This window comes from Streptomyces sp. NPDC005803 (assembly GCF_040630435.1).
Classification (GTDB): domain Bacteria; phylum Actinomycetota; class Actinomycetes; order Streptomycetales; family Streptomycetaceae; genus Streptomyces.
Genome location: NZ_JBEXXO010000016.1, coordinates 16,381 through 42,969 on the forward strand (window position 1 = coordinate 16,381; position 26,589 = coordinate 42,969).

General features: G+C 71.4%; 23 protein-coding genes and 1 pseudogene. 10 read left to right on the forward strand and 14 right to left on the reverse strand.

The window, feature by feature from the left end:
* Positions 1-12: 12 nt before the first annotated feature.
* On the forward strand, positions 13-1,308 hold the full coding sequence (locus ABZ454_RS22455; RefSeq protein WP_359540216.1) for a Cmx/CmrA family chloramphenicol efflux MFS transporter: 1,296 nt from the start codon (positions 13-15) through the stop codon (positions 1,306-1,308).
* Positions 1,309-1,314: 6 nt separating this feature from the next.
* Here ABZ454_RS22455 and ABZ454_RS22460 read toward each other — a convergent pair whose 3' ends face one another.
* Both ABZ454_RS22460 and ABZ454_RS22465 read right to left on the reverse strand, forming a co-directional pair.
* Entirely contained in the window at positions 1,315-1,587 is a 273-nt protein-coding gene (locus ABZ454_RS22460; RefSeq protein WP_356325370.1) for a DUF4031 domain-containing protein, read from the reverse strand.
* Entirely contained in the window at positions 1,584-1,952 is a 369-nt protein-coding gene (locus tag ABZ454_RS22465; RefSeq protein ID WP_356325368.1) for a hypothetical protein, read from the reverse strand. Before ABZ454_RS22465 ends, ABZ454_RS22460 begins: the two co-directional genes overlap by 4 nt.
* A gap of 103 nt (positions 1,953-2,055) precedes the next feature.
* Between ABZ454_RS22465 and ABZ454_RS22470 the strand changes: the two genes are divergently transcribed.
* From ABZ454_RS22470 to ABZ454_RS22480, 3 genes are all read left to right on the forward strand, one after another.
* Positions 2,056-2,973 (forward strand): MurR/RpiR family transcriptional regulator, encoded by a 918-nt coding sequence (locus tag ABZ454_RS22470; protein WP_359540218.1) that lies wholly within the window; start codon positions 2,056-2,058, stop codon positions 2,971-2,973.
* A gap of 55 nt (positions 2,974-3,028) precedes the next feature.
* Entirely contained in the window at positions 3,029-3,994 is a 966-nt protein-coding gene (murQ, locus tag ABZ454_RS22475; RefSeq protein ID WP_356325364.1) for an N-acetylmuramic acid 6-phosphate etherase, read from the forward strand.
* Positions 3,995-4,200: 206 nt separating this feature from the next.
* A complete protein-coding gene (locus ABZ454_RS22480) occupies positions 4,201-5,739 on the forward strand; it encodes a PTS transporter subunit EIIC (RefSeq protein ID WP_356325362.1) in 1,539 nt (512 codons plus the stop codon).
* A gap of 65 nt (positions 5,740-5,804) precedes the next feature.
* On the opposite strand, the gene ABZ454_RS22485 is transcribed toward ABZ454_RS22480, so the two are convergent.
* From ABZ454_RS22485 to ABZ454_RS22505, 5 genes are all read right to left on the reverse strand, one after another.
* A complete protein-coding gene (locus ABZ454_RS22485) occupies positions 5,805-6,410 on the reverse strand; it encodes a Uma2 family endonuclease (protein WP_359540221.1) in 606 nt (201 codons plus the stop codon).
* 136 nt (positions 6,411-6,546) lie between these two features.
* Positions 6,547-7,428, reverse strand: coding sequence for a DMT family transporter (locus ABZ454_RS22490; RefSeq protein ID WP_359540224.1), 882 nt, complete (start codon positions 7,426-7,428; stop codon positions 6,547-6,549).
* Between the two features lie 180 nt (positions 7,429-7,608).
* Entirely contained in the window at positions 7,609-8,424 is an 816-nt protein-coding gene (locus tag ABZ454_RS22495) for an inositol monophosphatase family protein (protein ID WP_359540225.1), read from the reverse strand.
* A gap of 64 nt (positions 8,425-8,488) precedes the next feature.
* Positions 8,489-8,734, reverse strand: a complete 246-nt coding sequence (locus ABZ454_RS22500; RefSeq protein ID WP_356325354.1) for a hypothetical protein — start codon at positions 8,732-8,734, stop codon at positions 8,489-8,491.
* A gap of 370 nt (positions 8,735-9,104) precedes the next feature.
* On the reverse strand, positions 9,105-9,554 hold the full coding sequence (locus ABZ454_RS22505) for a DUF1772 domain-containing protein (RefSeq protein WP_356319041.1): 450 nt from the start codon (positions 9,552-9,554) through the stop codon (positions 9,105-9,107).
* 99 nt (positions 9,555-9,653) lie between these two features.
* Between ABZ454_RS22505 and ABZ454_RS22510 the strand changes: the two are divergent.
* Positions 9,654-10,220: pseudogene (locus tag ABZ454_RS22510) on the forward strand (TetR/AcrR family transcriptional regulator); the annotation flags it as partial.
* A gap of 346 nt (positions 10,221-10,566) precedes the next feature.
* Here ABZ454_RS22510 and ABZ454_RS22515 read toward each other — a convergent pair.
* Entirely contained in the window at positions 10,567-10,803 is a 237-nt protein-coding gene (locus ABZ454_RS22515) for a hypothetical protein (protein ID WP_356319040.1), read from the reverse strand.
* Positions 10,804-10,916: 113 nt separating this feature from the next.
* Between ABZ454_RS22515 and ABZ454_RS22520 the strand changes: the two genes are divergently transcribed.
* Together ABZ454_RS22520 and ABZ454_RS22525 are read left to right on the forward strand one after the other, a co-directional pair.
* Positions 10,917-11,753: a helix-turn-helix transcriptional regulator gene (locus ABZ454_RS22520; RefSeq protein WP_359540227.1), complete on the forward strand. Its 837-nt coding sequence runs from the start codon at positions 10,917-10,919 to the stop codon at positions 11,751-11,753.
* Complete coding sequence (locus tag ABZ454_RS22525; RefSeq protein ID WP_359540229.1) at positions 11,740-12,006, forward strand: DUF397 domain-containing protein; 267 nt, start codon at positions 11,740-11,742, stop codon at positions 12,004-12,006. Before ABZ454_RS22520 ends, ABZ454_RS22525 begins: the two co-directional genes overlap by 14 nt.
* A 67-nt stretch (positions 12,007-12,073) precedes the next feature.
* Here ABZ454_RS22525 and ABZ454_RS22530 read toward each other — a convergent pair whose 3' ends face one another.
* From ABZ454_RS22530 to ABZ454_RS22540, 3 genes are all read right to left on the reverse strand, one after another.
* The gene (locus ABZ454_RS22530) at positions 12,074-14,467 is read right to left on the reverse strand and encodes an excinuclease ABC subunit UvrA (protein ID WP_359540231.1); all 2,394 of its coding nucleotides are present in this window, start codon (positions 14,465-14,467) and stop codon (positions 12,074-12,076) included.
* 151 nt (positions 14,468-14,618) lie between these two features.
* Positions 14,619-15,122, reverse strand: coding sequence for a helix-turn-helix transcriptional regulator (locus tag ABZ454_RS22535; protein WP_359540232.1), 504 nt, complete (start codon positions 15,120-15,122; stop codon positions 14,619-14,621).
* Positions 15,123-15,183: 61 nt separating this feature from the next.
* Positions 15,184-16,632, reverse strand: a complete 1,449-nt coding sequence (locus tag ABZ454_RS22540) for an MFS transporter (RefSeq protein WP_359540233.1) — start codon at positions 16,630-16,632, stop codon at positions 15,184-15,186.
* A gap of 217 nt (positions 16,633-16,849) precedes the next feature.
* On the opposite strand from ABZ454_RS22540, the gene ABZ454_RS22545 reads away from it, so the two are divergent.
* Positions 16,850-17,560, forward strand: coding sequence for a TetR/AcrR family transcriptional regulator (locus tag ABZ454_RS22545; protein WP_356319036.1), 711 nt, complete (start codon positions 16,850-16,852; stop codon positions 17,558-17,560).
* 170 nt (positions 17,561-17,730) lie between these two features.
* On the opposite strand, the gene ABZ454_RS22550 is transcribed toward ABZ454_RS22545, so the two are convergent.
* Positions 17,731-19,785: a glycosyl hydrolase family 28-related protein gene (locus ABZ454_RS22550; protein ID WP_359540235.1), complete on the reverse strand. Its 2,055-nt coding sequence runs from the start codon at positions 19,783-19,785 to the stop codon at positions 17,731-17,733.
* 718 nt (positions 19,786-20,503) lie between these two features.
* Between ABZ454_RS22550 and ABZ454_RS22555 the strand changes: the two genes are divergently transcribed.
* Positions 20,504-21,322, forward strand: a complete 819-nt coding sequence (locus ABZ454_RS22555) for a hypothetical protein (protein WP_359540501.1) — start codon at positions 20,504-20,506, stop codon at positions 21,320-21,322.
* A gap of 195 nt (positions 21,323-21,517) precedes the next feature.
* Here ABZ454_RS22555 and ABZ454_RS22560 read toward each other — a convergent pair whose 3' ends face one another.
* Together ABZ454_RS22560 and ABZ454_RS22565 are read right to left on the reverse strand one after the other, a co-directional pair.
* Positions 21,518-23,827 carry a hypothetical protein gene (locus ABZ454_RS22560; RefSeq protein ID WP_359540237.1) on the reverse strand — a complete coding sequence of 770 codons (2,310 nt, stop codon included), beginning with the start codon at positions 23,825-23,827 and terminating at the stop codon, positions 21,518-21,520.
* A gap of 189 nt (positions 23,828-24,016) precedes the next feature.
* Complete coding sequence (locus ABZ454_RS22565) at positions 24,017-24,763, reverse strand: DUF6333 family protein (RefSeq protein WP_359540239.1); 747 nt, start codon at positions 24,761-24,763, stop codon at positions 24,017-24,019.
* Positions 24,764-25,217: 454 nt separating this feature from the next.
* Here ABZ454_RS22565 and ABZ454_RS22570 point away from each other — a divergent pair, with 454 nt between their 5' ends.
* Positions 25,218-26,564 carry an esterase gene (locus tag ABZ454_RS22570; RefSeq protein WP_359540241.1) on the forward strand — a complete coding sequence of 449 codons (1,347 nt, stop codon included), beginning with the start codon at positions 25,218-25,220 and terminating at the stop codon, positions 26,562-26,564.
* Positions 26,565-26,589: the final 25 nt, after the last annotated feature.

Here is a 26,589-nt window from a genome sequence, read left to right on the forward strand (position 1 = left end):
AGCCGTTCCCGCATGCCCCTGGCCGTGTACATTCTCGGCCTCTCGGTCTTCGCCCTCGGCACGAGCGAGTTCATGCTCTCCGGGCTGCTGCCCCCCATCGCCGACGACATGAACGTGTCGATCCCGCGCGCCGGGCTCCTCATATCCGCCTTCGCGATCGGCATGGTGATCGGCGCCCCGCTGCTCGCCGTGGCCACGCTCCGGCTGCCGCGCCGCACCACCCTCATCGCGCTGATCTCCGTCTTCGGCCTCGGGCAGGTCGCGGGTGCGCTCGCGCCCACGTACGAGGTGCTCTTCGTGTCCCGGGTGGTCAGCGCCTTCGCCTGCGCGGGGTTCTGGGCCGTCGGGGCCGCCGTCGCCATCGCGATGGTGCCGGCGAACGCGCGGGCCCGGGCGATGGCCGTGATGATCGGCGGACTGTCCATCGCCAACGTGCTGGGTGTGCCGCTGGGGGCCTTCCTCGGGGAGAACCTGGGCTGGCGCTCGGCGTTCTGGGCGGTCGGCGCCGCGTCCGCCGTGGCGCTGGCCGGGGTGACGACGATGATCCCCCGCATCCCGCTGCCCGACGAGAAGCCGCAGCTCAAGCGGGAGCTCAGGATCTACCGCGACCGGCAGGTGTGGCTCTCCATCGTGCTGACCGCGCTCGCGGCGGGCGGGGTGTTCTGCGCGTTCAGCTATCTGGCGCCGCTGCTGACGGACGTCGCCGGGCTGGACTCGGGCTGGGTGCCGACCGTGCTCGCGCTGTTCGGGATCGGTGCGCTGGTCGGTACGACGATCGGCGGCCGGGTCGCGGACGCGCACCTCTTCGGGGTGCTGCTGAGCGGGATCGCCGCGTCGACGGTGTTCCTGGCCGCGCTGGCGCTGTTCGCCTCGAACCAGGCCGCGGTGATCGTGCTGTCGTTCCTGCTGGGCCTCTCGGCGTTCTACACCGCTCCGGCGCTGAACGCCCGCATGTTCAACCTCGCGGGCGCCGCCCCGACGCTGGCGGGCGCGACGACCACCGCCGCGTTCAACCTGGGCAACACCGGCGGCCCGTGGCTGGGCGGCACGGTGATCGACCTGGACTTCGGTTTCGAGGCCACCGCGTGGGCGGGGGCGGCGATGGCCGTGCTGGCACTGCTGACGGTGGTCGTCTCGCTGCGGCTGCAGCGCGCCCGCACCTCGTCGTCCCGGCTGGTGGCAGGCGCCCCGGCCGCCGCGTCGGGGAGTACGGCGGTGGAGTCGGCCGCCGCGTCGGGAAGTACGGCGGTGGAACCGGCCCCCGCGTCGGGGAGTACGGCGGTGGAGTCGGCCTGCACGACCGGCTGAGCGGGCTCAGCCGGGCGCGGGGCGGCCCTTGGGTCGGCGCAGGCCCGCCTCGGTGATCCGGCGGACCAGTTCCTTGGAGCCGATCTCCCGGGCCCCGGCCCGTACCGCGTCCTCGTACCGTGCTTCCGGTACGTCGTAGTGGTCCCGCTCGAAGGCGCGGGGCGGGCAGCCGATGGACGCCGCGAAGGTGTGCAGTTCCTCGAAGGACACATCGCTGACCAGGTGGGACCAGAGCCGCCCGTGCCCCGGCCAGTCCGGCGGATCGATGTAGACGGTCATGGCCGCAGTATCCCGCTGAGCGCACCGACCGGGGCCACGGCCACCGTCGCCTTCGTGCAGACCCAGTGCGGGTCCGGGCCCAGCTCCGGCTCGACGTCCAGGGCGTGCGGGTCGCCCGCGTCGCAGACCGGGCACAGCGGCCAGCGGCCGTACCGTTCCAGCAGCGCGTCCTGGACGTCCTGGGCGACGAGCCCGACGAGGAACTCCACCCCTTCCGGCCACTGCTCGACCCACCAGCGCCGGTGCGTCACCGCGTCCTCGACCAACGAGACGATCTGCGCCTCGGCGACGTCTCCGGCGGCCAGGTCGGCCATGACCAGTGCGCGGGCGGTGTGCAGTGCCTGCTCCAGGGGATTCAGCTCCATGCAGCCATTGTCCACCTGCCCGCCGCACACCCGTTCCTGTCCCGCCAGAGGTACGGACCAAAGGGGGGTTGACGGACACCGGGGTTGAAAATATCTTTCAAAGGTGACCAATGACCTGAAGGAAAGTTTCAGCGCGGATTCGCCGCCCGCCCCGGCCGCCCTCGCGGCGAAGGTGCGGACGCTCGCGCCGTCCATGACCCGCTCCATGCAGCGGGTCGCCGAGGCCGTCGCCGGCGACCCGGCCGGCTGCGCTGCCCTGACGGTCACCGGTCTCGCCGAGCTCACCGGCACCAGCGAGGCGACCGTGGTGCGCACCGCCCGCCTCCTCGGATACCCCGGGTACCGCGACCTGCGCCTCGCGCTGGCCGGTCTCGCCGCCCACCAGCAGTCCGGCCGCGCGCCCGCCGTCACCGCGGACATAGCGGTCGACGACCCGATCGCCGACGTGGTCGCCAAGCTGGCCTACGACGAGCAGCAGACCCTCGCCGACACGGCCGCCGGGCTCGACACGGTTCAGCTCGGCGCTGCCGTGGCCGCGGCCGCCACCGCCCGCCGGATCGACATCTACGGCGTGGGCGCCTCCTCGCTCGTCGGCCAGGACCTGGCCCAGAAGCTGTCCCGCATCGGCCTGATCGCGCACTCCCACATGGACCCGCACCTCGCGGTGACCAACGCCGTGCAGCTGCGCTCCGGCGACGTGGCCATCGCGATCACCCACTCCGGTTCGACGGGCGACGTCATCGAGCCGCTGCGGGTCGCCTTCGACCGCGGAGCGACGACGGTCGCGATCACCGGCCGCCCCGACGGCCCGGTCACCCAGTACGCCGACCACGTACTGACCACGTCCACGGCCCGCGAGAGCGAGCTGCGGCCGGCCGCCATGTCGAGCCGGACGAGTCAGCTCCTGGTCGTGGACTGCCTGTTCATAGGGGTCGCCCAGCGTACGTACGAGACGGCCGCGCCGGCCCTGGCCGCCTCCTACGAGGCGCTGGCCCACCGCCACAACCCCCGCACCCGCTGACGCGCACCACACACCCGCAGAACCGTACGAGTTCGAGAAAGCAGAGCCGCTCTCCATGACCTCCCTCACCGACGCCGACGCCTCCACCCCCGACGGATACGGCGAACTGCGCGCCCAGCTCGCCACCCTCACCACCGAGGCGTTCCGCCCCGAGCTCGCCGAGATCGACCGGCTGGCCACCGCCGAGATCGCCCGGATCATGAACGCCGAGGACCGGACGGTCCCGGCCGCCGTCGCCGAGCGGCTGCCCGAGATCTCCGCCGCGATCGACGCCACCGCGGCCCGCATGGCCCGCGGTGGCCGCCTGATCTACGCGGGCGCGGGCACCGCGGGCCGGCTCGGCGTGCTGGACGCCAGCGAGTGCCCGCCCACCTTCAACACCGATCCGGCCGATGTGGTCGGTCTGATCGCGGGCGGTCCGTCCGCGATGGTCACCGCCGTCGAGGGCGCCGAGGACAGCAAGGAGCTGGCCGCCGCCGACCTCGACGCGCTGAACCTGACCGCCGACGACACGGTGGTCGGCATCTCCGCCTCCGGCCGCACGCCCTACGCCATCGGGGCCGTCGAGCACGCCCGGGCCCAGGGCGCGCTGACCCTCGGCCTGTCGTGCAACGCGGACTCCGCGCTGGGCGCCGCCGCCGAGCACCCCCTGGAGGTCGTCGTCGGCCCCGAGCTGCTCACCGGCTCCACCCGCCTCAAGGCCGGCACGGCGCAGAAGCTCGTCCTCAACATGATCTCGACGATCACGATGATCCGGCTCGGCAAGACGTACGGAAACCTCATGGTCGACGTGCGCGCCTCCAACGAGAAGCTGCGCGCCCGTTCCCGGCGGATCGTCTCGCTGGCCACCGGTGCCTCCGACCCCGAGATCGAGGCCGCGCTCGCCGCCACCGACGGCGAGGTGAAGAACGCCATCCTCACCATCCTCGGCCAGGTCGACGGACCCACCGCCGCCACGCTGCTGTCCGCGTCGGACGGCCACCTGCGTGCCGCGCTCGCCGCCGCCCCCCGTACCACCTAGGGGCTTCCGTTCGGGTCAGGCCGGGCTCGCGGGGCATGGCACGCACATCTGCGGCGTTGTCGTCAATCAGCAACGCTCCGCGTTGCCTCAATCCTCCGCCTTGCAGCTGCACGCACCATGCCCCGCTCCCTGATCCGGCCTGACCCGAACGGAAGCCCCTCCCCCCGCTCCACTCCGCTCCCCCGCACAGCAAGGCACCACGCACCATGGCTACAGAAGACAAGAACCGCGCCACTGCCGCCGCGATCCTTCCGCTCGTCGGTGGCGCCGCGAACGTCAGCTCCATCGCCCACTGCATGACCCGGCTCCGGCTGGGCCTGCACGATCGTTCGCTCGTCCAGGACGAGGCACTGAAGGCCGTGCCCGCCGTCATGGGCGTAGTCGACGACGACACGTACCAGATCGTTCTCGGTCCCGGTACGGTCGCCCGCGTCACCCCGGAGTTCGAGAAGCTGGTCGAGGAGGGCAAGGCCGCGGCACCCGCCCCGGCCCCCGCCTCCGTCCCGCTCACCGCGGAGGAACTGGCCGCGCAGGGCGCCGAGATGAGGGCGGCCCGGAAGGCGAAGAACGCCACGCCGTTCAAGCTGTTCCTGCGCCGGATCGCCAACATCTTCGTGCCGCTGATCCCGGCCTTGATCGGCTGCGGCATCATCGCGGGCCTCAACGGCCTGCTGGTGAACCTGGGCTGGCTGACGTCCGTCACCCCGGCGCTGGCGGCGATGGCGTCCGGCTTCATGGCGCTCATCGCGGTCTTCGTCGGCTACAACACGGCGAAGGAGTTCGGCGGCACGCCGATCCTCGGCGGTGCGGTCGCGGCCATCATCGTCTTCCCGGGTGTCGCGAACATCGAGGCGTTCGGCCAGAAGCTCTCCCCGGGCCAGGGCGGTGTCCTCGGCGCCCTGGGCGCGGCGGTGCTCGCGGTGTACGTGGAGAAGTGGTGCCGGCGCTGGGTGCCGGAGGCGCTGGACGTCCTGGTCACCCCGACCCTGACGGTCCTGGTCTCCGGACTGGTGACGATCTTCGGCCTGATGTACGTGGCGGGCGAGGTCTCCACCGCGATCGGTACGGCTGCCGACTGGCTGCTCTCCAACGGCGGCGCGGGCGCGGGTCTCGTCCTCGGCGGCTTCTTCCTCCCGCTGGTCATGCTGGGTCTGCACCAGGCGCTGATCCCGATCCACACCACGCTGATCGAGCAGCAGGGCTACACGGTCCTGCTCCCGATCCTCGCCATGGCCGGTGCCGGTCAGGTCGGCGCGGCCATCGCGGTCTTCTTCCGCCTCCCGCGCAACGAGTCGATCCGCAGGACCATCAAGTCGGCTCTGCCCGCGGGCTTCCTGGGCGTCGGTGAGCCGCTGATCTACGGCGTCTCGCTGCCGCTGGGCCGCCCGTTCATCACGGCGTGCGTGGGCGGTGCGTTCGGCGGCGCGTTCGTCGGCTTCTTCAACCAGCTCGGCGACGCGGTCGGCTCCACCGCGATCGGCCCGTCCGGCTGGGCCCTGTTCCCGCTGCTGGACGGCAACCACGGCCTGGGCGCGACGATCGCGATCTACGCGGGCGGCCTGCTCGTCGGCTACCTGGCCGGCTTCGTCGCCACGTACTTCTTCGGCTTCAGCAAGGACCTGCTGGCGGAGTTCAACGTCTCCCAGGAACCGGCCGCCTCCCCGGTCGCGGCCACCGGCCCGGCGGCTCCGGCAGTCGGCGCCACCGGACCGGACCCCACCGCGAAGGAACCCGCGGGGGTCTGACGGACCACGGAACCACGCAAGGGCGGCCACCCCGCGGGGTGGCCGCCCTTGTGCCGCTGTGCGCCTCAGACCGGAAAGGCGTCCGTGGACAGCGTGACGTCGAAGGGCGCCGGCAGGACGAGCGGTTTGCCGAACGGCACCGGGTCGGAGCGCTTGTACGTACCGTCCTCGTTGGGCTCCGTGAACAGCGTGGCCATCGCCCCGCGCGTGTCGAATCGGTCGATCAGCAGGTACAGGGGCACACCTCCGCGCGCATAGGCGCGGTACTTCTTCGTACGGTCCTCGCGGGCGTTGCCCTTCGACGTGATCTCGACGATGAGCAACGCCTCGGAGGCGTCCACCGGATCGCTGGTCTCGGAGTCGGCGGTATCGATCAGCTCGGCCGGCATGACCACGAGATCGGGAACATACAGCTTGTCGAGGGGAGTCACGTGCACCCCCAGCGTCTGGTAGATCTCCAGCTCATCGGGAAGATTCGTGTAGAGGCGGCGCTGCACTTTGGCGGCGATACCGTGGTGATGCGCATGCGGCGGCGGTGCCAGGACGATGTGCCCTTCGTCGATCTCGGCGCGCCATCCTTCGGGCACGTCCAGTTCCTGCCAGGTGCGCAGCAGGTAGTCCCACGGGCGGCCTTCAGGTTCCTGCTGGTGCTCGACCATCGCGGCGGCCATCGCGGGTCCCTTCTCCTGAAGCCTGTCCTGTCCTGTCCTGTCCGGGGAGCGTAGATCGACGGTTGCGCGGCGCACGGCCGCATTCCTCAGCGTCCCACGATCGTGTGAGCGGCGCACCGAACACACCGCGTGCCGCTCACCGATCCGCAGCGGCGGCCTCGACGGGCCGCTCCGTCCGCACGGTCACGAGGGCGATCCCCCCGCAGCACACCGCCAGCAGCAGGAGTTCGGCGGCCGAGGGGGCGGGGGCGGTCCCCAGGGCCCAGTCGCCGAGGCGGACGGTGAAGGGGACCGCCAGTTGCACCGCGGCCGTGAAGACCGGGCCGCGGCGCAGGATGAGCCGGTGCTGTACGACGTAGGCGGGCGCGTAGACCAAGCCGCCCAGCACCACGATGCCGCCCGCCGCAGCGAGCGTGGGGGGATGCGCGATCAGCGCGGGCAGGGCCATCGGGAGCAGCAGACAGGTCGCGGCCGCGAGGAGCACCGGCAGCACGGCGAGCGGGGACTGCCCGGACAACCGTCGCCGGTAGAGGAATCCGTACACCGCGAAGGCCACGGTGGCGGCCGCCACCGGCAGCAGCCCCACGACGTCCAGGTCGTCCGCGTCCGCCCCCAGCGCCGCGTATCCGACGGCCGCCACGCAGGCCAGGACCGCGCCCGCCGCCTTGCGGGGCCCTGACCGTTCTCCGAAGAACAACGCGCCGACCGCCACCGCGGCGCACGGCAGCAGCGCGACGACGAGGTTGGCGAGCGAGGTGCCGATGCGCGCGATGGACAGGAGCGTGCCGGCCGCGTACCCGGCGAAGCCGAGCAGACCCAGCAGCCAGACGGTCCCCGGCCGCGCCGCCGCCCGCCGCAGATCGGCCCTGCCGTCCGGGGTGGTAGCGGCGACGACGGTCAGGACGACACAGCACACGGCGGTCCGGCCCACCGCCACGGTCAGCGGTTCCGTGCCGGTGACCAGGGCGCCGGAGAGCAGCCAGGTCCCCGCGAGCAGCAGCACGAGTACGACCGGCATCGCGGGCCGCCTTTCCACGACGAGGGCGAGGTGGGAGAGGAGAAAGGGAAGGGAAGGAGGGAGGGAGGGGGGACGAGAGGCTGCCGGAGATCAGCGGACGGCCGGTGCGGCCACCGGAGATCAGCGGACGGCCAGTGCGGCCACCGGAGATCAGCGGGCGGCCAGTGCGGCCACCGGAGATCAGCGGGCGGCCGGTGCCTGGTTCCTGATCATCTCCACCAACGCCCGGTGCGTCTCCCGGTCCGCCGCCGCGACGAGTCCGCCGGCTCCGGTGTGCAGCGGCTGGCCGTGGATGCCCGTGACCACACAGCCGGCGGCTTCGCACAGCGCGATCCCGGCGGCGAAGTGCACGCTGTCGCGCAGATCCCCGTCGGTGACGTACGCGGCCCTGCGGCCGGCGGCGACCCACGCCACGGCCAGCGTCGTGGAGACGACGCGCGGCCGGAACCGTTCGGCGAACGCGGGGGCGGCGAGGAGGTGCACCGCCCGGAAGTCCGGGGCGTTGGGGAAGGGGGCGTCGAGGTTGACGTCGACCAGGCTGGAGCCGGGCGAGGGGGCGAGCTCCTCGTCCACGCCGGCCCGGCGGACGCGGGCGCGCGTGCCGTCGGTCCAGAACACCTCGCCGCTGAACGGGTCGGCGGACGCGGCCGCCGTGATGCCGGGTCCCTCCCGCAGGGCGACGTTCACCGCGACCAGCATGTTCTGCACGGCGTAGTTCAGCGTGCCGCACAGCGGATCGACCAGCCATCTGCGCCGCGCGCCGTCCGCGCCGGTGTGTCCGCTCTCCTCGCCGGTCACGGCGTCATCGGGCCGGGCCGTCCGCAGCACGTCGAGGATGGCCTTCTCCGCGGCGAGGTCGGCAGCCGTCGCGAAGTCGCCGCCGGACTTCTCCGTACGCGGCAGCGACGTCCCGTACATGTCGCGCACCACCGCCGCTCCCGCTTGTGCGGCTCTGACGGCCAGTTGCGCATCGTTTTCCGTGTCCATGCTCACCATGCCCGCAGGCTATCGGCGGCTGTCGCCGGCTCTCCCCGGCAGGCCCCCGGGCCGCCCCGTGTGCTCACCGGGGCAGTTGCCCCTCGCGGTTGATCTCCGTGACCCGCGCGCGCAGGACGAGCCCCGGCGACGCCGGGTGCACGAAGTCCGGTGGACAGTCCCATTCCGCGCCCCCTCCGGGTGGCCGCAGCTGGACGTACGGCCCGACCCGCCCCATCACCCGGCCCACCCGGCCGTCCCGCACGTCGACGACGAAGGACCCCCGTCTCGGCATGCCGGCCTCCGGACGCTCACCGCCCTCACCCGCCATGACCGGCCGCCTTCCCGCACCGCGCCCTGTACCGCTCCTTCATCTGCATGATCCATCCTTTCCACGCTGAGTAACCGAAATGCATACTCAGCGTGCCCATTCTTCCCCCGCCCAGGAAGAGGCGCAGATCCAACAACCGCACCTGCCGGGCCCGCGGGCAGAGCCCGAGCAGCGGCGCCGCTCGCCCCACCACCCGCTGACGGCTCCCACTCGCCCCCGAGGCGGCTCCCGCCCGCAGCGCCCACCGCACACTCACAGCCCCGTCGCCCCCGCGGATACACCGCGGGGCCGACGGGGCTGCGAGTGGCTCGCTGGTTCGCCGGCTCGCTGGTTCGCCACGAGCGGGCGGGCAGCGCCCGCATCCGCGCGCCTACCGGACCAGAGCCACGACGAACAGTGCGAAGGCGAGCACGAGGACGCCGACACGCGCGTAGTGGAACCGGTCCCAACGCCCCACCTGCTCCTTCCAGTCGGCGGGCGCGCCCTCGTCGGACCAGGTCGCCACCCGCGAGTTGATGGGCACGAGCAGCAGGATCGACATCACCACGCTCACCACGAGCAGGGCCGCACCCGTCGCGACGAGCGGGGCGCCCGCATCGCCCCAGGTCGTCGCCGACCACACCGCTCCCAGCACGACCGAGCCGATGTACCAGAACGGCATGACCTTGCCGAGGAGGCGCGCCCCGTCGCTGCGGGCGCCGAGCCCGCCGTCGTCCGGGAGCCGGTCGAGGATCGGGTTGACGAACACCGCCACCGCGAACTCCACCCCCACCATGAGTCCGACGACAACGATCGTGACCACAGCCATGACGTCCTGCATGTCCCCTCCAAGTCCAAGGCCGAATTCTAGCGGTGCTAGATCCTGATGCGATGCTAGCCATAACGACGCTCCATTGTCTAGCGCTGCTAGAATCTCTCCATGCCGGTACACGCCCGAAGGGAACGCGAGCGGGCCGCCCGCCATGGGCTGATCGTCGCCGCAGCCCGCGAGCTGGCCGAGGCCGGCGGCTGGGACTCCGTGACGACGCGTCGGCTGGCCGAGCGCATCGCGTACAGCCAGCCCGTGCTCTACAGCCACTTCCGGGGCAAGAACGAGATCGTGGGCGCGGTCGCGGTGGAAGGGTTCGCCGAGCTGACGACCGCGTTGCGCGCAGCCGTTCCCGACGGGCTCAGCGGCCGGGAGGCGGTGAGGGAACTGGCGCACGCGTACGTCGGCTTCGCGGCCCGCAATCCCGCCCTCTACGACGCCATGTTCATCCTGGAGAACGGTCTCCCGTTCGCCGAGGAGTCCGCACCCGCGCCGCTGCACGAGGCGTTCGATGCCCTGCTGGGCCCCCTGGTCGCCGATGCGGGAGGCCGTGAACCGGAGCTGTCCGTCGAGACGTTCTGGGCCTCGCTCCACGGGCTGGTCACGCTCATGCGCGCCGGACGCCTGCCCACCCACCGGGGCGCCGACCGCCTCGCGCTCCTGGTCGACCGGTTCTCCCCACCCCTCCCCCGCGACAACGGCGAGTGCGGGTGCGGGTGCGGGTGCCGGCTTCGCCCCGCCGCACCCGCCGCACCCGCCGCACCCGCCGCACCCGCCGGCTCCGGAGCACCCACCGCGCCCCCACCGCGACAGAGGTGAGGGACGAGATCCGGCCCGGCGGCTGGAGATTCATCAGGCGCGCCACCGCCAGAAGCCCGGCCAACGCCGACACGCGAGGTGAACGGTGACGTCGGCGCAGAGCTCGACCGTCTCGGGCGGGACCACCACTCGGACCGTCGCAGCTCCGTACCCGGCCGATGCATCGCGCGCTCCGGAGGGGTCTCCTCACGCGTGGCGCCCCCGGCTAGACGGCCCCTGAGGCCCCCTCCAGCACCTTGCTCAGCCGTAGCGCCGTGTCGAGGTTGCAGCGCCCCAGGTCGACGAGCCCGGCCGGCTCGTCACCCGCGCACGAGACCGGGTCGACCCGCAGCGACGGCAGGGTGACCCCGACTCCCGCGAACCCTTCCCGCAACCGCGCCACCAACTCCTCGGCCTCCCGCACCCTGCCCGCCGCCGCCCTGCGCCGCTCCGTAGTCGTCATGATCCATTCCTTCCACGCTGAGTCACGTCGATGCATACCCAGAGTGGCCGTCCCGTCGTTAGCCTGAAAGAGGTGCCGTTCCGACAACCGCACATGTGTCACAGGGAGTTGCCATGCCGGGTCCCCGGAAGCTCGATCCCTCCTCCTCCCCGCGCGCCCTCCTCGGCGCCGAACTCCGCCATCGAAGAGAGAAAGCCGGTCTCTCCCAGACCGACCTCGGCGCCCCGCTCTTCGTCAGCGGCTCGTTCATCGGACAACTGGAGTCCGGGGTCCGGCGCATGCAGATGGACCAGGCGGAGAAGTTCGACGAGTTCCTGGGCGCGGACGGGTTCTTCGTACGGAATTGCGCGGCGTTGCAGAAGTCGAAGTACCCCGAGCACTTCGCCGAGGCCGCCGAGGCGGAGGCCCGTGCGGAGGCCATCCGGGAGTACGCGCCCCAGCTCATCCCGGGCCTGTTGCAGACGGAGGCGTACGCGCGAGCGGTGTTCCGGGAGTATCAGCCGACCGCTGTCGAGAGCGCGATCGACGAACTGGTGGCGACCAGGCTGGAGCGCGCTCAGCTTCTCGTCGATCCAACAGTCCCCCTGTTGTGGGTGGTTCTGGACGAGGCGGTCCTCCGCCGGAGGGTGGGCGGCCCGGAGGCGATGGCGGAAGCACTTCGCCATATCGCCGGGCTGGTCAGGCAGCACCGGATCATCGCTCAGGTGCTGCCGTTCTCGGAGGGCGCCCACATGGCGCTGGGAGGAGCCCTCAAGTTGATGGCGTTCCCGGATGCTCCGCCGCTCGCGTATCTACAGGGCCTGGGTACCGGGCAGTTGCAGGACGATCCGTCCACCGTACGGCAGTACGAACTGACCTACGATCTACTGGTGGCCGGCGCGGTCTCACCAGCAGCGTCCCTGGCCTTGATCGAGTCGGTGGCGGAGGGTTACGACCATGAAGTTGAGTAGTTCTCACTACGACCTGTCCACGGCGATCTGGCGCAAGTCCTCGTACAGCGGGGGTGACGGCGGCGACTGTCTGGAGGTCGGCTCCTGGCGCAAGTCCTCGTACAGCGGCGGCAGCGGCGGCGACTGCCTCGAAGTCCTCGATGGCCACCCCGACGTCGTCCCCGTCCGTGACTCGAAGGTCTCCGGCGGCCCCGCCCTGGTGTTCCGGGCGGCCGCCTGGTCGACCTTCGTGGCCGGGCTGAAGCGGGCGTAAGCGCGGACCGGGCCCGGGGCTTGGCACCCCCGGGCCCGGGTCCGGGCCTCTCGTCGCGGCGGGTGCGTCAGCCGCCCACGTACGCCGCCAGGTGCTCGCCCGTGAGGGTGGAGCGCGCCTCGACGAGGGCTGCGGGCGTGCCCTCGAAGACGACCTTTCCGCCGTCGTGACCGGCCCCGGGGCCGAGGTCGATGATCCAGTCGGCGTGCGCCATCACGGCCTGGTGGTGTTCGACGACGATGACGGACTTACCGGAGTCGACGAGCCGGTCGAGCAGGCCGAGCAGTTGCTCGACATCGGCGAGGTGGAGGCCGGTGGTCGGCTCGTCGAGGACGTAGACGCCGCCCTTGTCGCCCATGTGCGTGGCCAGCTTGAGGCGTTGCCGTTCGCCGCCGGACAGCGTGGTGAGCGGCTGGCCGAGACTCAGGTAGCCGAGGCCGACGTCGGCGAGCCGGTCCAGGATGCGGTGCGCGGCCGGCAGGTGCGCCTCGCCCGCGCCGAAGAACTCCTCGGCCTCCGCGACCGACATCGCGAGCACCTCGCTGATGTCCCGGCCGCCGAGCTTGTACTCCAGGACCGAGGGCTGGAACCGCTTGCCCTCGCAGTCCTCGCACGGGGTGGCGACCCCCGCCATCATCGCCAGGTCCATGTAGATGACGCCGGCGCCGTTGCAGGTGGGGCAGGCGCCCTCGGAGTTGGCGCTGAACAGCGCCGGCTTGACGCCGTTCTCCTTGGCGAACGCCTTGCGGATGGGTTCGAGCAGTCCGGTGTACGTCGCCGGGTTGCTGCGCCGCGAGCCGCGGATCGGGCTCTGGTCGATCGAGACCACGCCCTCGCCCGCCGGGATCGAGCCGTGGACGAGCGAGCTCTTGCCGGAGCCGGCCACACCGGTGACGACGACGAGCACCCCGAGCGGGACGTCGACGTCGACCTTGCGCAGGTTGTTCGCCGTCGCGCCGCGGATCTCCAGCGCCCCGGTGGACTCGCGTACCGTCTCCTTGACCGCCGCCCGGTCGTCGAAGTGGCGGCCGGTGATCGTGTCACCGGCCCGCAGCCCCTCGACGGTGCCTTCGAAGCAGATGGTTCCGCCACCCGAACCGGCGCCGGGGCCCAGGTCCACGACGTGGTCGGCGATCGCGATCGTCTCCGGCTTGTGCTCGACGACGAGCACCGTGTTGCCCTTGTCGCGCAACCGCAGCAGCAGGTTGTTCATCCGCTGGATGTCGTGCGGGTGCAGACCGATCGTGGGCTCGTCGAAGACGTACGTGACATCGGTGAGCGAGGAGCCGAGGTGGCGGATCATCTTGACGCGCTGCGCCTCGCCGCCCGACAGGGTGCCCGCCGGCCGGTCCAGCGAGAGGTAGCCGAGGCCGATCTCCACGAACGAGTCGAGGGTCTGCCGCAGTGCGTCGAGCAGGGGTCCCACCGACGGCTCGTCCAGGCCGGCGACCCAGGTGGCCAGGTCCCTGATCTCCATCGCACACGCGTCGGCGATGGAGATCCGCTTGATCTTGGAGGAGCGGGCGCCCTCGCTGAGGCGGGTGCCGTCGCACTCGGGGCAGGTGGTGAAGGTGACCGCACGCTCCACGAACGCCCGGATGTGCGGCTGCATCGCCTCCTTGTCCTTGGCCAGGAACGACTTCTGGATCTTGGGGATGAGCCCCTCGTAGGTGAGGTTGACGCCGTTGACCTTGACCTTGACGGGCTCCCCGTAGAGGAAGTCCCGCAACTCCTTCTTCGTGTACTTGGCGATCGGCTTGTCCGGGTCGACGAAGCCGGACTGGGCGTAGACCTGCACGGTCCACTGGCTGTCCGACTTCCAGCCGGGGATCGTGAACGCGCCCTCGGAGAGCGACTTGCTGTCGTCGTAGAGCTGGGTGAGGTCGATGTCGGAGACCGAGCCCCGGCCCTCGCAGCGGGTGCACATGCCGCCGGTCTTGTTGAACGTCGCCTTCACTGTCTTCTTGTTGCCGCGCTCGACCGTGATCGCGCCGCTCGCCCGGACGGAGGCGGTGTTGAAGGAGTACGCGCTGGGCGGGCCGATGTGCGGCTTGCCGAGCCGGCTGAACAGGATGCGCAGCATCGCGTGGGCGTCGGTGGCGGTGCCGACCGTGGAGCGGGGGTCGGCGCCCATCCGCTGCTGGTCGACGCTGATCGCGGTGGTCAGCCCTTCGAGTACGTCGACCTCGGGCCGCGCCAGCGTGGGCATGAAGCCCTGCACGAAGGCGCTGTAGGTCTCGTTGATCAGCCGCTGCGACTCCGCGGCGATCGTGCCGAACACCAGGGAACTCTTGCCGGAGCCGGAGACACCGGTGAACACGGTCAGCCGGCGCTTCGGGATGTCGACGCTGACGTCCTTGAGGTTGTTCACGCGCGCGCCGTGCACGCGGATCAGATCGTGGCTGTCGCCCACGTGCTGGGCGGGCGACTGCGCGTCGTCCGCCCTCTTGGCCCTGGCCATCGTGTCTCCATCCGTGGGCGGGGCCGCCCTCGCGGTCCCGTCGGCGTCGCCCGGCCCGGTCGGCCGGCTTCCTGCGGATCACAGCTGTGGTCGTGGGACGGCTCAGCGCGGGCGGAGGACCGAGCGCATGCTGACGTCCACGGCCGTCACGTTATTGCGGCTTCTTCGCCGGCGCTTCTCGATTCCTGATGGGTCGTGTCACCTGCTTCTCCAGGCACGACGGCACCCCCGCCCCGGCTCGCCCCGCCCCGGCCTGCCCCGCCCCGGCCTGCCCCGCTCCGGCCTGCTCCGCCCCGGCCTCCTCCGCCTGGCGCCGGTAGACGCTGGGCGAGACCCCGACCAGTTCCGTGAAGCGGCTGCTGAAGGTGCCCAGCGAGGAGCAGCCGACCTCGAAGCAGACCTCGGTGACACTGAGGTCGCCGCGGCGCAGCAGGGCCATCGCCCGCTCGATGCGCCGGGTCATGAGGTAGCCGTACGGGGGCTCGCCGTAGGCGCGCCGGAATTCCCGGCTGAGATGTCCGGCGGACATGTGCACACCGCGGGCGAGCGCCTCGACGTCCAGCGGCTGCGCGTACTCCCGGTCTATGCGGTCGCGTACGCGGCGGAGCCGGGCGAGATCGCTCAAGTGCTGTGCAGGATCGGTTCTGCTGGTCACCTGTGAAATCGTGCCACGCCGGGCCGCGGATTACCCGGCGTTGCCACAGGTCGCGTCGTCCTCAGGCGGACTGCTCCTCGCCCTCCTCGGCGGGCGCGTGGCGGGGCATGAGGAACAGTGCGGGCAGGCAGGCCGCGGTGATGGCCAGGACGGTGACGAGGCTGACGGTCATGGCGTGGGCCGGTGCGCCGCTGTGGAAGTAGACCGTGGTGACGGTGGCCGATCCGATGCCCGCGGCGATCTGCTGGATGGCGCTGAGCGAGCCGCTGGCGCTGCCCGCCTCGTCGGGGTCGATGCCGCCGAGAGCGATGTCGAAGATGGTGCCGAAGCAGGCGCCCATGCCCATGCCGGTCACCAGGACGGCGGGGGCCAGGTCCCACAGGCTGAGGTCGGTGCCGTGGGCCGTGACGAGGGCGAGCATCCAGCCGCCTCCGGCGAGGGTGATGAGCATGCCGATGAGGATGAGGGTGCGTCCCAGCTTCTTGATAAGGGCCATGCAGCCACCCGCGGCGATGATGATGCCGATGGTCAGCGGCAGCAGTCCGAGTGCGGTGTCACCGGGCGAGGAGTGCAAGGCCCCCTGCATGAACAGGGACATGACGTAGACGAGTCCGCTGGTGACGGCGAAGTACAGCAGGCCGACGATCAATCCGGACGTGAAGCCGCGGTTCTTCATGAGTGACGGCTTGATCAGAGGGCTCGCGGCCGTCCGCTGGCGGCGGGCGAAGAGGACGAAGAACGCGGCGCCCACGACGAGGCTGACGACGGGCACGGGCCCCCATCCGCCGCCGGACCCCTCGATGAGGCCGAAGAGCAGGCCGAACATGGTCACGCCGAGCAGCGCCGCGCCGGTCCCGTCGACGGTGACCGAGGCGTCGTGGCCGGTACGGGGCAGCAGCCGGGCGGCCATCACGGTGCCGGCCGTGCCGAGCAGGATGTTGACCAGGAAGACAGGACGCCAGGACAGGTCCGCGATGTCCGCGTCGATGACGAATCCGGCCAGGATGGGACCGCCGACCGTCGCCACCCCGAGCAGCGGACCGAAGAGGCTGAACGCCTTGCGGAGCATGTCGCGGGGGAAGGTCTTGGTCATGATCGCCATCCCCTGCGGGATGAGCAGAGCGCCGAAGGCCCCCTGCACGGCGCGGGCGACGATCATGAGCGCGGGGTCGGGCGAGAGGCCGCAGACGGCGGAGGCGAGCGTGAAGCCGGTCATCCCGATCAGGAACAGCCGTCGCTGGCCGAACTTGTCGCCGAGGCGTCCGCCGATGACGAGCAGGACGCCCATTGACAAGGCGTAGGCGGAGCCGAGCCATTTGATCAGGGATTCGCCGCCGCCCAGGTCGTGCTCGATGGTGGGCGCGGCGATGTTGGTGACCGTGGAGTCGATCATGTCGAGCGCGTCGGCGACCAGGACCAGACCGAGGATCAGCCACATGGCCGCTCTGGTCGGCGAGGTCCGTGCGGGCTCTCGTGCGGTGGCGGACGTGGTGTCGGTGCTTGCGGACATGGCAGCCATCTCCTTCGTACGGGCTCAGGGAGGTTCGAAGAGGTCCTCTTCAAGGTAGCGAACATGTTCGCCACGAACAAGTTCGTAGCGAACGCGTTCGTGAGGATTTACCCGAAGGAAGGAGAGCGAACGCGTTCGTGGGAAGTCACGCGAGTGGGGGGCGAACGCGTACGTCACGGCTTTGTTCGGCCGGAACGCGTTCGTTACGGTGGGCCGCATGGACAACCCCTCCGGTCAGCACCAGCGCAGTCGCCGGGAACGCCCCGCCAAACCCGCCCTCTCCCGGTCCGGCATCGTGGCGACGGCGGTCGCCATCATGGAAGCCGAGGGTCTGGGCAAGGTGACCATGCGCCGCCTGGCACAGGAGCTGGACACCGGCCCGGCCTCGCTGTACGTCTACGTGGCCAACACCGCCGAGCTGCACGCGGCGATCCTCGACGAGCTGCTCGGCACCCTGCGCATGCCGGACGGCGGCGACTGGCGCGAGCGCCTGGAGGGCCTGCTCACCGCGTACACCGACACACTGTTCGCCCACCCCGGCCTGGCCCGTTCCGCCCTGGTCACCCGCCCCAGCGGCGCGCACTACCTCGGCCTGATCGAGTCGCTGCTCGGCCTCCTGGACGAGGGCGGCGTCCCGCCCGGCCAGGCCGCCTGGGGCGTCGACATGCTCCTCCAGTACGCCACCGCCACCGCCGCCGAACAGGCGCTGCGCGATCAGTCCACCCACGCCCAGGACGAGTGGGACGCCCTCACCGGCGCCGTCCACGGAGCGTCCGCGCTCACCCACCCGCACCTCGCGGGCCTCGCCGCGCAGCTGGTCTCCGGCACGGCGGAGCAGCGCATGTCGTGGGGCATCACGACCCTGGTCAACGGCATCCGGGACACCCCCGTCCCGGCCGGGGACACCGTCGAGGACGCGCACATCTGATCCCCCGCCCGCACCGCCCACCCCGGAGCTCAAGCGCCGGACCGGACCGGCTGGGACGAGAGCCGTCGGGCCTGGTCAAGCGCCGGACCGGCTGAGGACCGAGAGCAGTCGGGGCCCTCGGTCCTCAGCCGGTCACGTGTCGCGGCGCTTCCCGCACTCGCCGTCCGGCGTCACCACGTCCCCGGGGCGGGCGGTGGGACGACGGGCGGGCGGTCGTCGCACGTGATCGTGTTGGGCAGCAGCCAGGGGGCGAGCCAGCCGCCGTCGTTGCCGCCCAGGTCCGTGAGGGAGAACTCCGAACCGGTCGCGGGGAAGTTGAACGAGCCGCAGTTGTTGACGCCGACCGCGCCGACGTGGCGCGCGTCCACGTTCTCGAAGGTCGCCCCGCCCGCCGCGCGGGCGCTCACCACCGAGGTGCCGGTGCCGTCGGCCTTGATGTCCTTGAAGTGGACGCCCTTGATGACGTAGCGGTCCTTCACCGCCCAGTCGGACACCAGCATGATGGCGTTGTAGGTGCTGTCGAGGAAGTCGGTGCCGGTGACCTGGATGTCGGCGGCGTCGATGCTCCTGTCCAGGGCGAAGATCCAGAGCGCGCCGAGCCCGATCTTCCAGTTCAGCTCGTACGTACCGGCGCGCACCGTCGTGTTGGCCGTGAGGTTCAGCTTCCCGGCGAAGGGCTCTGCGCCGAAGCGGGAGCCGACGTGCAGGGCGCTGCCCTCGCGGACAGGGTCGGCGACCAGGTTGTTCGACACGGTGGCGTCGGTGCCGCCGTAGACCGCGATGCCGTTGGCGAGGACCGGAGTCTGGACGGTGTTGTGGTCGAAGGTGTTGCGGGCGTTCGGGGTCTTCTCGGACCACATCGCCAGACCGTCGTCGCCGGAGTTGCGTACGAAGGTGTGGGTGACCCGCGAATCGGTCACCCCGGTGTGGAAGTTGATGGCGTCGGCGATCTGGTCGACGATGACGGTGCCGGTGATCCGCAGGTGGGACATCGGGCCGTCGAACCACATGCCGACCTTGGTGTGGCTGATGTGCAGGCCCTCGATGGTCGAGTCGCTCATCGCGCCGCCGATGCCGTTCACCTGGTCGGTGTCGATGCGCGTGCGTACGTCGCCCTCGATGGCGAAGCCGGACAGGTGGACGTCGCGGCTGCCGCCGTCGGCCGCGTCCTTTCCGTAGAAGCCGACGCCGGTGTGGACCGAGCCGTCGGCGGACGGGCTGTCGAGCGCGGTCTCGCGGCCCTTGATCTTCGTGTACCAGTTGCCCGCGCCGGTGATCGTCACGTCGTCGACGACGATGTGCCGGTCGACCCGGTACGTACCCGGCGGGATGTACACCGTCTGGTGCGTGCGCCGGGCGAACGCGATGGCCTTGTCGATCGCGTCCGCCGCCTCACGCCGGCCGATCGGATCGGCCCCGAAGGCGAGGACGTTGACGGCGAACGGCTCGACGTGCGGACGGCCGACGAGCTCCGAGTCCAGCAGGTCGACCACCGTCCAGGCGGCCCGGCTCCCGGCGGGGGCGGTGAGCCGTACGGTGTCGCCGGCGCGGTACGTCCGGCCGAGCAGGAGGCGCTGCTCGTCGTAGAAGTGGCTGGGCCGGAAGGGCTTCGCGACGACCGGGGCGGGGGTCGTGGCGGCGGGCACGCAGGAGCACTCGGTGATCCACCAGTCGGGGTGGAGCAGCCCGGCGTCCGGGTCGTCGGAGAACGGGTACTGGTTGTACAGCCAGGAGTACTGCGAGGTCAGCGTCATCGCGGAGCGCTTCTTGCCGTTCACCGCGACGTCGAGCGGTGCGGTGATCCCACCGCCGCCGGGGGCGTCCGGGATGCTGTAGCGCACCGTGATCGCGTTGGCCGCGCCCGGCAGCGTGAACTCGACGTGCTCGCCCGGCTCCAGGCGCACCGCCTTACGGCCGGACGCCTCGGACGGGAGCGTGTACGCGGTGCGGTCCGGGCCGATGACCGTGCCGTCGGTGGCCGCGTTCTCGGCCTCCTGCTCGGCGAACGCCACCTTCGCGCCCCGGCCGGCCACGAGCGCCGGGTCGAGGGCGGCCCGGGTGACGACGGGGGACGGGGCGGCGGCGGGGCGGGCGACCGCGGGCGTACCGGTCAGCACGCCGAGGCCGACGGCGGCGGCGGTCATCGCGGCGAGCGCGGCCGGGTACCGCCCTGTTCGGCGCGGTCTTCGCGCCCTCGCTCCGACACCGGTGAACTTCCGTGACATCGCAGGCCCGTTTCTCTGAGGAGGGGTGAACGACCGGGACGTCCGGATGGGTCGGCCGCCGAGAAGGTGAGGCGACAGTAGGACCCGCACGTCTCCGCCCACAAGGGTCCTGCGAAGAGATTTCTCAGCCTTGCCGCATAACTGCAACTCGCCATCGCTTTCTTGCGTACGTGAGCCGAGTCGTTGCGAGGCGCGCGGGAGTCGCAGGCGCTTCGGGCCAGGGGAAGTGACGTGGGCGCGGCAGCTGCGGCGGGGGCGGCCTCACGTACGCGAGGGCGCGGGGCACGCCCCTCGCTCGCTCCACGCCGAATGTGCGCGGGACGTGGCGTCGGCCCCCATGGCCCGACGCCCCGACGCCCCGATGCCCCGACGCCCCGAGGCCGGCTCCGCCGCGCGGCTCCGGCCGCCGGGTTCGCGGCCCGGGGCTCAAGCGTCGAGATCCGAGCGCTCTTTCAGCGGAAGGGGTGGAGGGATTGCTTCCCACCCACCCTCCCTGCCTGGCGGGTTGACTTTTCGCGACCGACTTGCGACGGAGGGTAGCGACGCTCTAGCGTCAGCCCCGACACGACGGCCCCCGCCGGTGCGCAAACACCGAGCAGGGGCCTGACCACTTCGATCCAGAGGCGATCTCATGGCTGTCAGCCAGTTTAATGCCGCCCCCCTCCCCCCACCCGGCCCCGCCCCCAACCCCGTCCCCGTCCCCACGCTCGACCACCCGATGGCGAACCCCGGCTACGGCAAGCGTTCGGCACCGGACCAACGCCCCCGCACCGGCCATGACTTCGCGCACCTCCTCCCCCGCGACGCGGCCGTCGCCTCGTACATCGACGGGCTGTGCGACGGTGCCGACATCTCCGTGAAGACCCTCGCCAAGGCCCTTCCGTACGGGCAGTGCGCGATCCGGACCACGCTGAACCGGCTCCAGGAGGCAGGTCATCTGCGCCGGGGCAGTGAGTGCGTGGTGACCGAGGAGGTGCTGCTCTGGGTGACGCGTACGTTCTTCTCCCGTACCGCCCGCGACGACGCGTGGTGGGCGGCTTTCACCCGGGGCGACGTACCGCCTAAGCCGCAACGGCCCGTCCGCTCCCGTTCGTTCACCCTGCTGGCCGCGCTCGGGCGCACGGCCCCCGCGCTGTCGCTGTCCGAGGCGCACTGCGTGGCGCTGGAGCCGCAGGTCAGCCGGTGGCTGGAGCGTGGGGCCACCGAGGCGGAGGTGCTGCACGCCCTGACCGAGGGGCTCCCGGCGCGGGTGCATCACTCCGCCGCGTTCGTCCGCAGGAGGCTGCTCGACAAACTGCCGCCCGAGCGCGTGCTCCCGTCGCCCCGCCAGGTCGTCCTGCGGACCCTGGAATGCGGCGAGTGCCGCTCCCCCGGCAGCCCGGAGTCCATGGTGGGCGGCCTGTGCGCCCCCTGCCGCGGTAACCCGTCACCGGCTCCCCGTGGTCCGCGGGACGCCGTGCCCGAGCAGGGCGTACGGGCCAGGGTGAGCGAGATCCGCGCCGGGCTGACGCCCCGGGACGAGCGGCCCGGGCGGTAACCGCCGGCCCGTCGCACCACGGCGTCGCACCGTCGCGTGTCCGCATCCGCGCCTTCCGCGTGACGTCCGCTCCTGCGTCGTTGCCCAGGTACGGCAAGGGGCTGAGTCCGTGCGGTCCGGCCGAGGACCGCATGGCTGTCCCCCGCACCCATGCCCGATGAGCGGGTGCGGGGGACAGCGTCCGTGCGGAGAGGGTCAGTGGCCGGCGACCCTCCTGCGTCGCATCCACCACGTCAGCGCGCCGCCCACCACGGCGAGCGCCACGGCCGCTCCGGTGATCAGGCCGACCGGCAGGTCGTTCCCGGTGTGGGCGAGGCCGCCCCCGGGGCTCTTGGCCGGCGGGGTGGTGGCGTGGTCACCGGGTGTGGACGGCGTCGGCGTCGGGGACGACGGTCCGTCCGTCGGCTTCGTGCCGCCCGTACCGGTCGGCGACGGCGTCGGCTTCGGGTCCTCCGGAGTCGTCGGCTGATCCGCCGTGCTCCCACCGAGGTAGGCCGTGTCCGTGTCCTGGTAGGTCACCTGGGCCTGCACGGAGGTCTTGGTGGTCCGGTCCAGTCCCTTGTGCTCGGTGTCGAACTGGGTGCGGGTGATGTTCTTCTTCGGTGCCTTGGAGAAGTCGACCCCGCCCATGGACAGGATCCACACCTTGCCGTCGTAGACGCGCTCGAACTTGTAGTCGCCGTTCTTGAACGAGTCGACGTACTTGTCGTAGACGGTCTTCTTGTCCCAGTCCTTGTTCTCGCCCCTGAGTGGCCACCGCTTGACGTCATCGCTGTTGATGATCTTGCGGAAGTCGGTCGCCTCCACCGCGTCCTTGCGGCGGATGTACTCCGCCGCCACCCGCGAGGAGTAGACGCGGCGCAGGTCGGCGTAGGGCTTGTCCTCGTTCACCCGGCGTTCGAGCTCCGGCCGGATCATCGTGCGGATCAGCGACTCGGCCTGCTTGGTCTGCGCCTCGGTGAGCTTGCACCCGCCCTGCGGCACGTCGGGCCCGGTGGGGACCTCCATGTTGACCTGCAGCGGCGCGTCGAGGATGTAGACCCCGCCGTCCTGCTCGCGGATCTTCGCGGGCTTCGGGGTGATCCACTGACGGATGACGGGCAGGCACGGCATGCCCTCCGGGGTGCGGGGCACCGCCTTCCAGAAGGTCTCCCCCCGCTCGTACTTGTCCGGGTTCATCGCGTCGGCGTAGTCGTGCTTGAGCGTCAGGTCGGACTCCAGCAGGACGCGCCCCGCGTCCGTCTTCGCGAACTCCTTGTCCATGATCACGTCGGGCCGGATCGGGTTGAGGTTGACCCAGAACTTGTCCGGGGTCAGGGCGAGCCAGGTGAAGAAGGCGTCCGAGGCGAGCTGCAGCTTGGCGTCGCCGCCGTAACCGGGCTCCGTGTCCGGGTCCTTCACGTAGTCGGCCTTCATCGAGTAGTCGAGACCCTTGCCCTTGACGGGCGTCCCGACGTAGTTGATCTCCATGGTGGAGAAGTCGATGCCGCCCGGCCCCCGGCCGAAGTAGCCGCCCCGGTTGTTCTGGTTGTACTGGGCCTGGAGCCGGCGCGCCTCCTCGACCGTCTTGCCGGAACGCAGGGCCTCGTCGATGATCGGTCCCCGGCCGCCCTTGAGCGGGTCGGGGTTGAAGCGCTTGTCGTAGTTCGTGTAGACGTTCGGCTTCTGGGTGCGCTCGATCGCGTTGGACCGACGCTCGTTGACCCCGGCCTGGGTGCGGTTGGTGTTCCGGTCCCGCTTGAGATCCTCGTCGAACTGCTGGATCTGCCGCTTGGTGGAGTCCTCGGTCTTCGCGCCCGTCACGTACCGGAACGTCGACTTCGGCCGCTCCTTGGCTATCTGCCGGTCGGCGACCAGCTGATCCTTCTCGATCTTGCCGTTGGACTTGGTCTCGACCTTGAGCTCGGTGCGGCGCTGGTGCATGTCGACGACGCGGGTGCGCTTCTCCCCGGTCTCGGGGTCGGTGTACTCGATCGTGTCCTGGCACCACCAGTCGGGGCCGACCATGTTGTACTTCTTGACCATGCGGGCCTCGAACGCCTCACCCCGGCGCGGGTTGCCGTGGTTGCCGATGTAGCGCACGTCGAGGAAGCGCTTGAAGTCCTTGTACCCGTTGGCCGACTCGTACTGGCTGTTGTAGCGGGCGTAGATCTCCATGACCTTGTCCGCAGGGTTCTGGGACTTGTTGTAGACCCGCTGCCACTTGCGGTAGTTCTTGCCCGCCGCCGTGCGCTGCGCATCGGTCGGCGGCTGCACCCCGTCGTACGCCTTGGCCGGGTTGTCGTACGTGTAGTTCTCGTCGGTCGGCCACGCGTCGTACGGCAGGTTCGCCGGCGGCCCCGAGTCGGCCGGGGTGGACGGGAACTTCTTGTTCAGGTACTTCTCGTCGCACCGCATCGGCTTGACGTTGGGCGCCTTCGCGGCCTCTGCCTGGTCAAGGGCAGGAAGGCCGGTCAGGGTCAGGGCCGCCGCGGCGGTGACGGCGAGCGCCAGGCGCGCCCACACGCGCCGAGGGCGCACTGGATGATGGATTCGGATACTCACTGACTTCTCCCCGTGGAGCGGCGCCGTTGGTTCCGAAGCCAACTGGTCTGAGTGCGCCGTCCGTTGACCAATCTAGGGGCGGGCCTGTGAAAATCCACGGGTTAAGTCAGCATGTCCCCGCCAAATCTCCGCACTTTCGTACCGTTACGTTCAGAAGGCGCCGCCGTCCTCGAAGCCGTCCGGCTCCCCGATCCAGGTGTCCTCCAGATCACCGGCGATCGCCTCGGTCCGCCGGACGCGGAACACCGACAGCGTGCGGCCGGCCCGTGGCAGCGGGGCCGTCCGCCCCAGGGCCAGCCGCACCAGCCCGTCCCAGGCGAAATCCCCTGGCTCGTCGTCGAGTTCGATGGACTTGCGTGCCAGATCACCGGGACCGATACCGAACGCCTCGACGACGTCCCGCACGCGGCCCTCACGGTCCCAGTCCCCCTCGCCGCTCCACCCGGCCGCGAACAGCCGTACGCCGTCGGGGTGGTGGATGACATGGGCGCGGTAGGCCACGGGGTGGTCGATCCTCGCCGAGCCGATGACGACCGCGCCGGGGAAGCGCGCGGCCAGCGCCTGCGCCTGCTCGGCGAGGGGGAGGGCGCCCCCGGTGGCCACCAGGGCCGGATCGTTGACCTCGGTCACCGCCCCCCAGCATCCGACGCCGACGAGGTCGAGATCCGCACGGGTCGCGAACGGCATCCGCTCGACCGCTTCGATCCGCCCCGACTCCTCCACCACCGCGTCGACCGTGCCGAACGACGCGGCGAACTCCCGTGCGCGCGCCGGGTCGTGGGCGGGGAGTTCGCCGTCCCCTTGCGGAAACGGCCGCTCGACGACCGTGAGCCGGAACTCCCCGTGCCGCGCGATGTCCGCGTCCGGCGGGTACTCCCAGAGGTCGTCGTAGCTCATCGGGTTCCTCCGCGATCGGGGACGAGACAGAACAGGACAGGAACGAAAGACCCTAGGCGGGGCCCTGCCGAGGAGCAACCGGCCCGCCCACCGCCGGGCAGGGCCGACCCCGCATCCGCGTGCACGGTGACGCGCACCGGCACGAACTGCCGTGCGTCGAGCGAGGGTTCGGCCGTACCCGGTACTCGCGCAGCGGTACGTCCTTCCGCGCTTCCAGCGTGCCGTGCTCACGGCCCCGGCGGCCGGGCTCATACCCGGGTAGCAGGCACCGCCCGGCCATATGAGCACCCGGGTAGCAGGCACCGCCCGGCCGAATGAGCACCCGGGTATCACGCGCCAGGGGCGCTGCGCCGGGCATCGTGGGGGCGTCAGCCGCACACGGCGCCCGTCGCGCACCGCGAGCCGTGCCGTGCCGTGCAGTGCCGTGCCGTGCCGTCCGAACGGGGAGTTTCAGGTGACCGCAGTCCCGCCCACGCGTACCCACGCTCACAGCCGCCGGCAGGTGCTCGCCACCGGGCTCGCCGCGTCCGCCCTGCTGGCCGCGTCCGCCGTACCGTCAACCGCCGTACCGTCCACCGCCACGCCGTCGGCCGCCCCAGGACGCCGCACGCGCAACACCGCCGCGGGCCCCGCCGCGGGGGCCGCGCTGCCGGCCGCCGGGTTGCCGCGCCCCACCGGCCCGTTCGACGTCGGGGCCCTCGCCCTCCGCCTCGTCGACCGCACCCGGACCGACCCGTGGGCGACGGACGTGCCGTACCGCGAACTGATGGTCAGCGTCCGCTACCCGGCCGCGCCCGGCGGCTCCGCGCCCCGCGTGCCCCAGATGGCGGCCGCCGCGGCCGTCCACTTCGGGGGGCCCGAGGGGGCCGCCGTCCTGAATCTGGGCATGGCGCCGGGGACGGTCGACTGGGGTGCCACGCTCAGCCACGCCCACCGGGACGCGCCCGTGCACCCGCGGGCCGGCCGGCTGCCCGTCGTCCTGTACTCCCCCGGGCTGGGCGACCCGCGCACCTGGAACACCACGCTGGTGGACGACCTGGCGAGCCAGGGCTATGCCGTCGTCACCGTCGACCACACCTACGAGGCCACCGAGGTGGAGTTCCCCGGTGGCCGCATCGCCCCCATGCGGATCTTCGACGGGGCCCCGCCCACCGATCCGGACGCGGTCAGCGCCCTGCTGCACAAGGTCGTGGCGGTGCGCGTCGCCGATACCCGGTTCGTCCTCGACCGGCTCCCGGAGCTGAACCGGACGCGCTTCGGGGACGTACTCGATCTGCGGAGCATCGGGATGTTCGGCCACTCCGCGGGTGGCTTCACCGCGGCCCAGACCATGCACGACGACCGCCGGATCCGGGCGGGCGTCAACATGGACGGGCAGATGGACTACGTCGGCGGGGAACTGCCGGACGGGAGCCGGCTGAGCACGGTGGCGCTGGAGGGCCTCGACCGGCCGCTGCTGCTGATGGGGACGGAGAGCGAGGGCTCGGGCGACTACCGCCGGCAGCCGTCCTGGGCGGCGTTCTGGCAGCACACCCGTGGCTGGAAGGCGAACGTCACCCTGACCGGGTCGCGTCACGCCTCGTACACGGACGCACAGGTGCTGCTGCCTCAGCTGGCCCGGCAGGGCGTGGAGCCCGGCGGCGGACTGGCGGCCGTGGTCGGGACGGTGCGGCCGGACCGGGCGGCCGCCGCGTCGCGGGCGTATGTGACGTCGTTCTTCGGACGGTGGCTGCGCGGCCATGACGACCACCTGCTGGACGGACCCGCGGACCGCTTCCCGGAGATGGTGTTCACCCCGTAGTGGACGCGAACGGCACCGGCCCCCG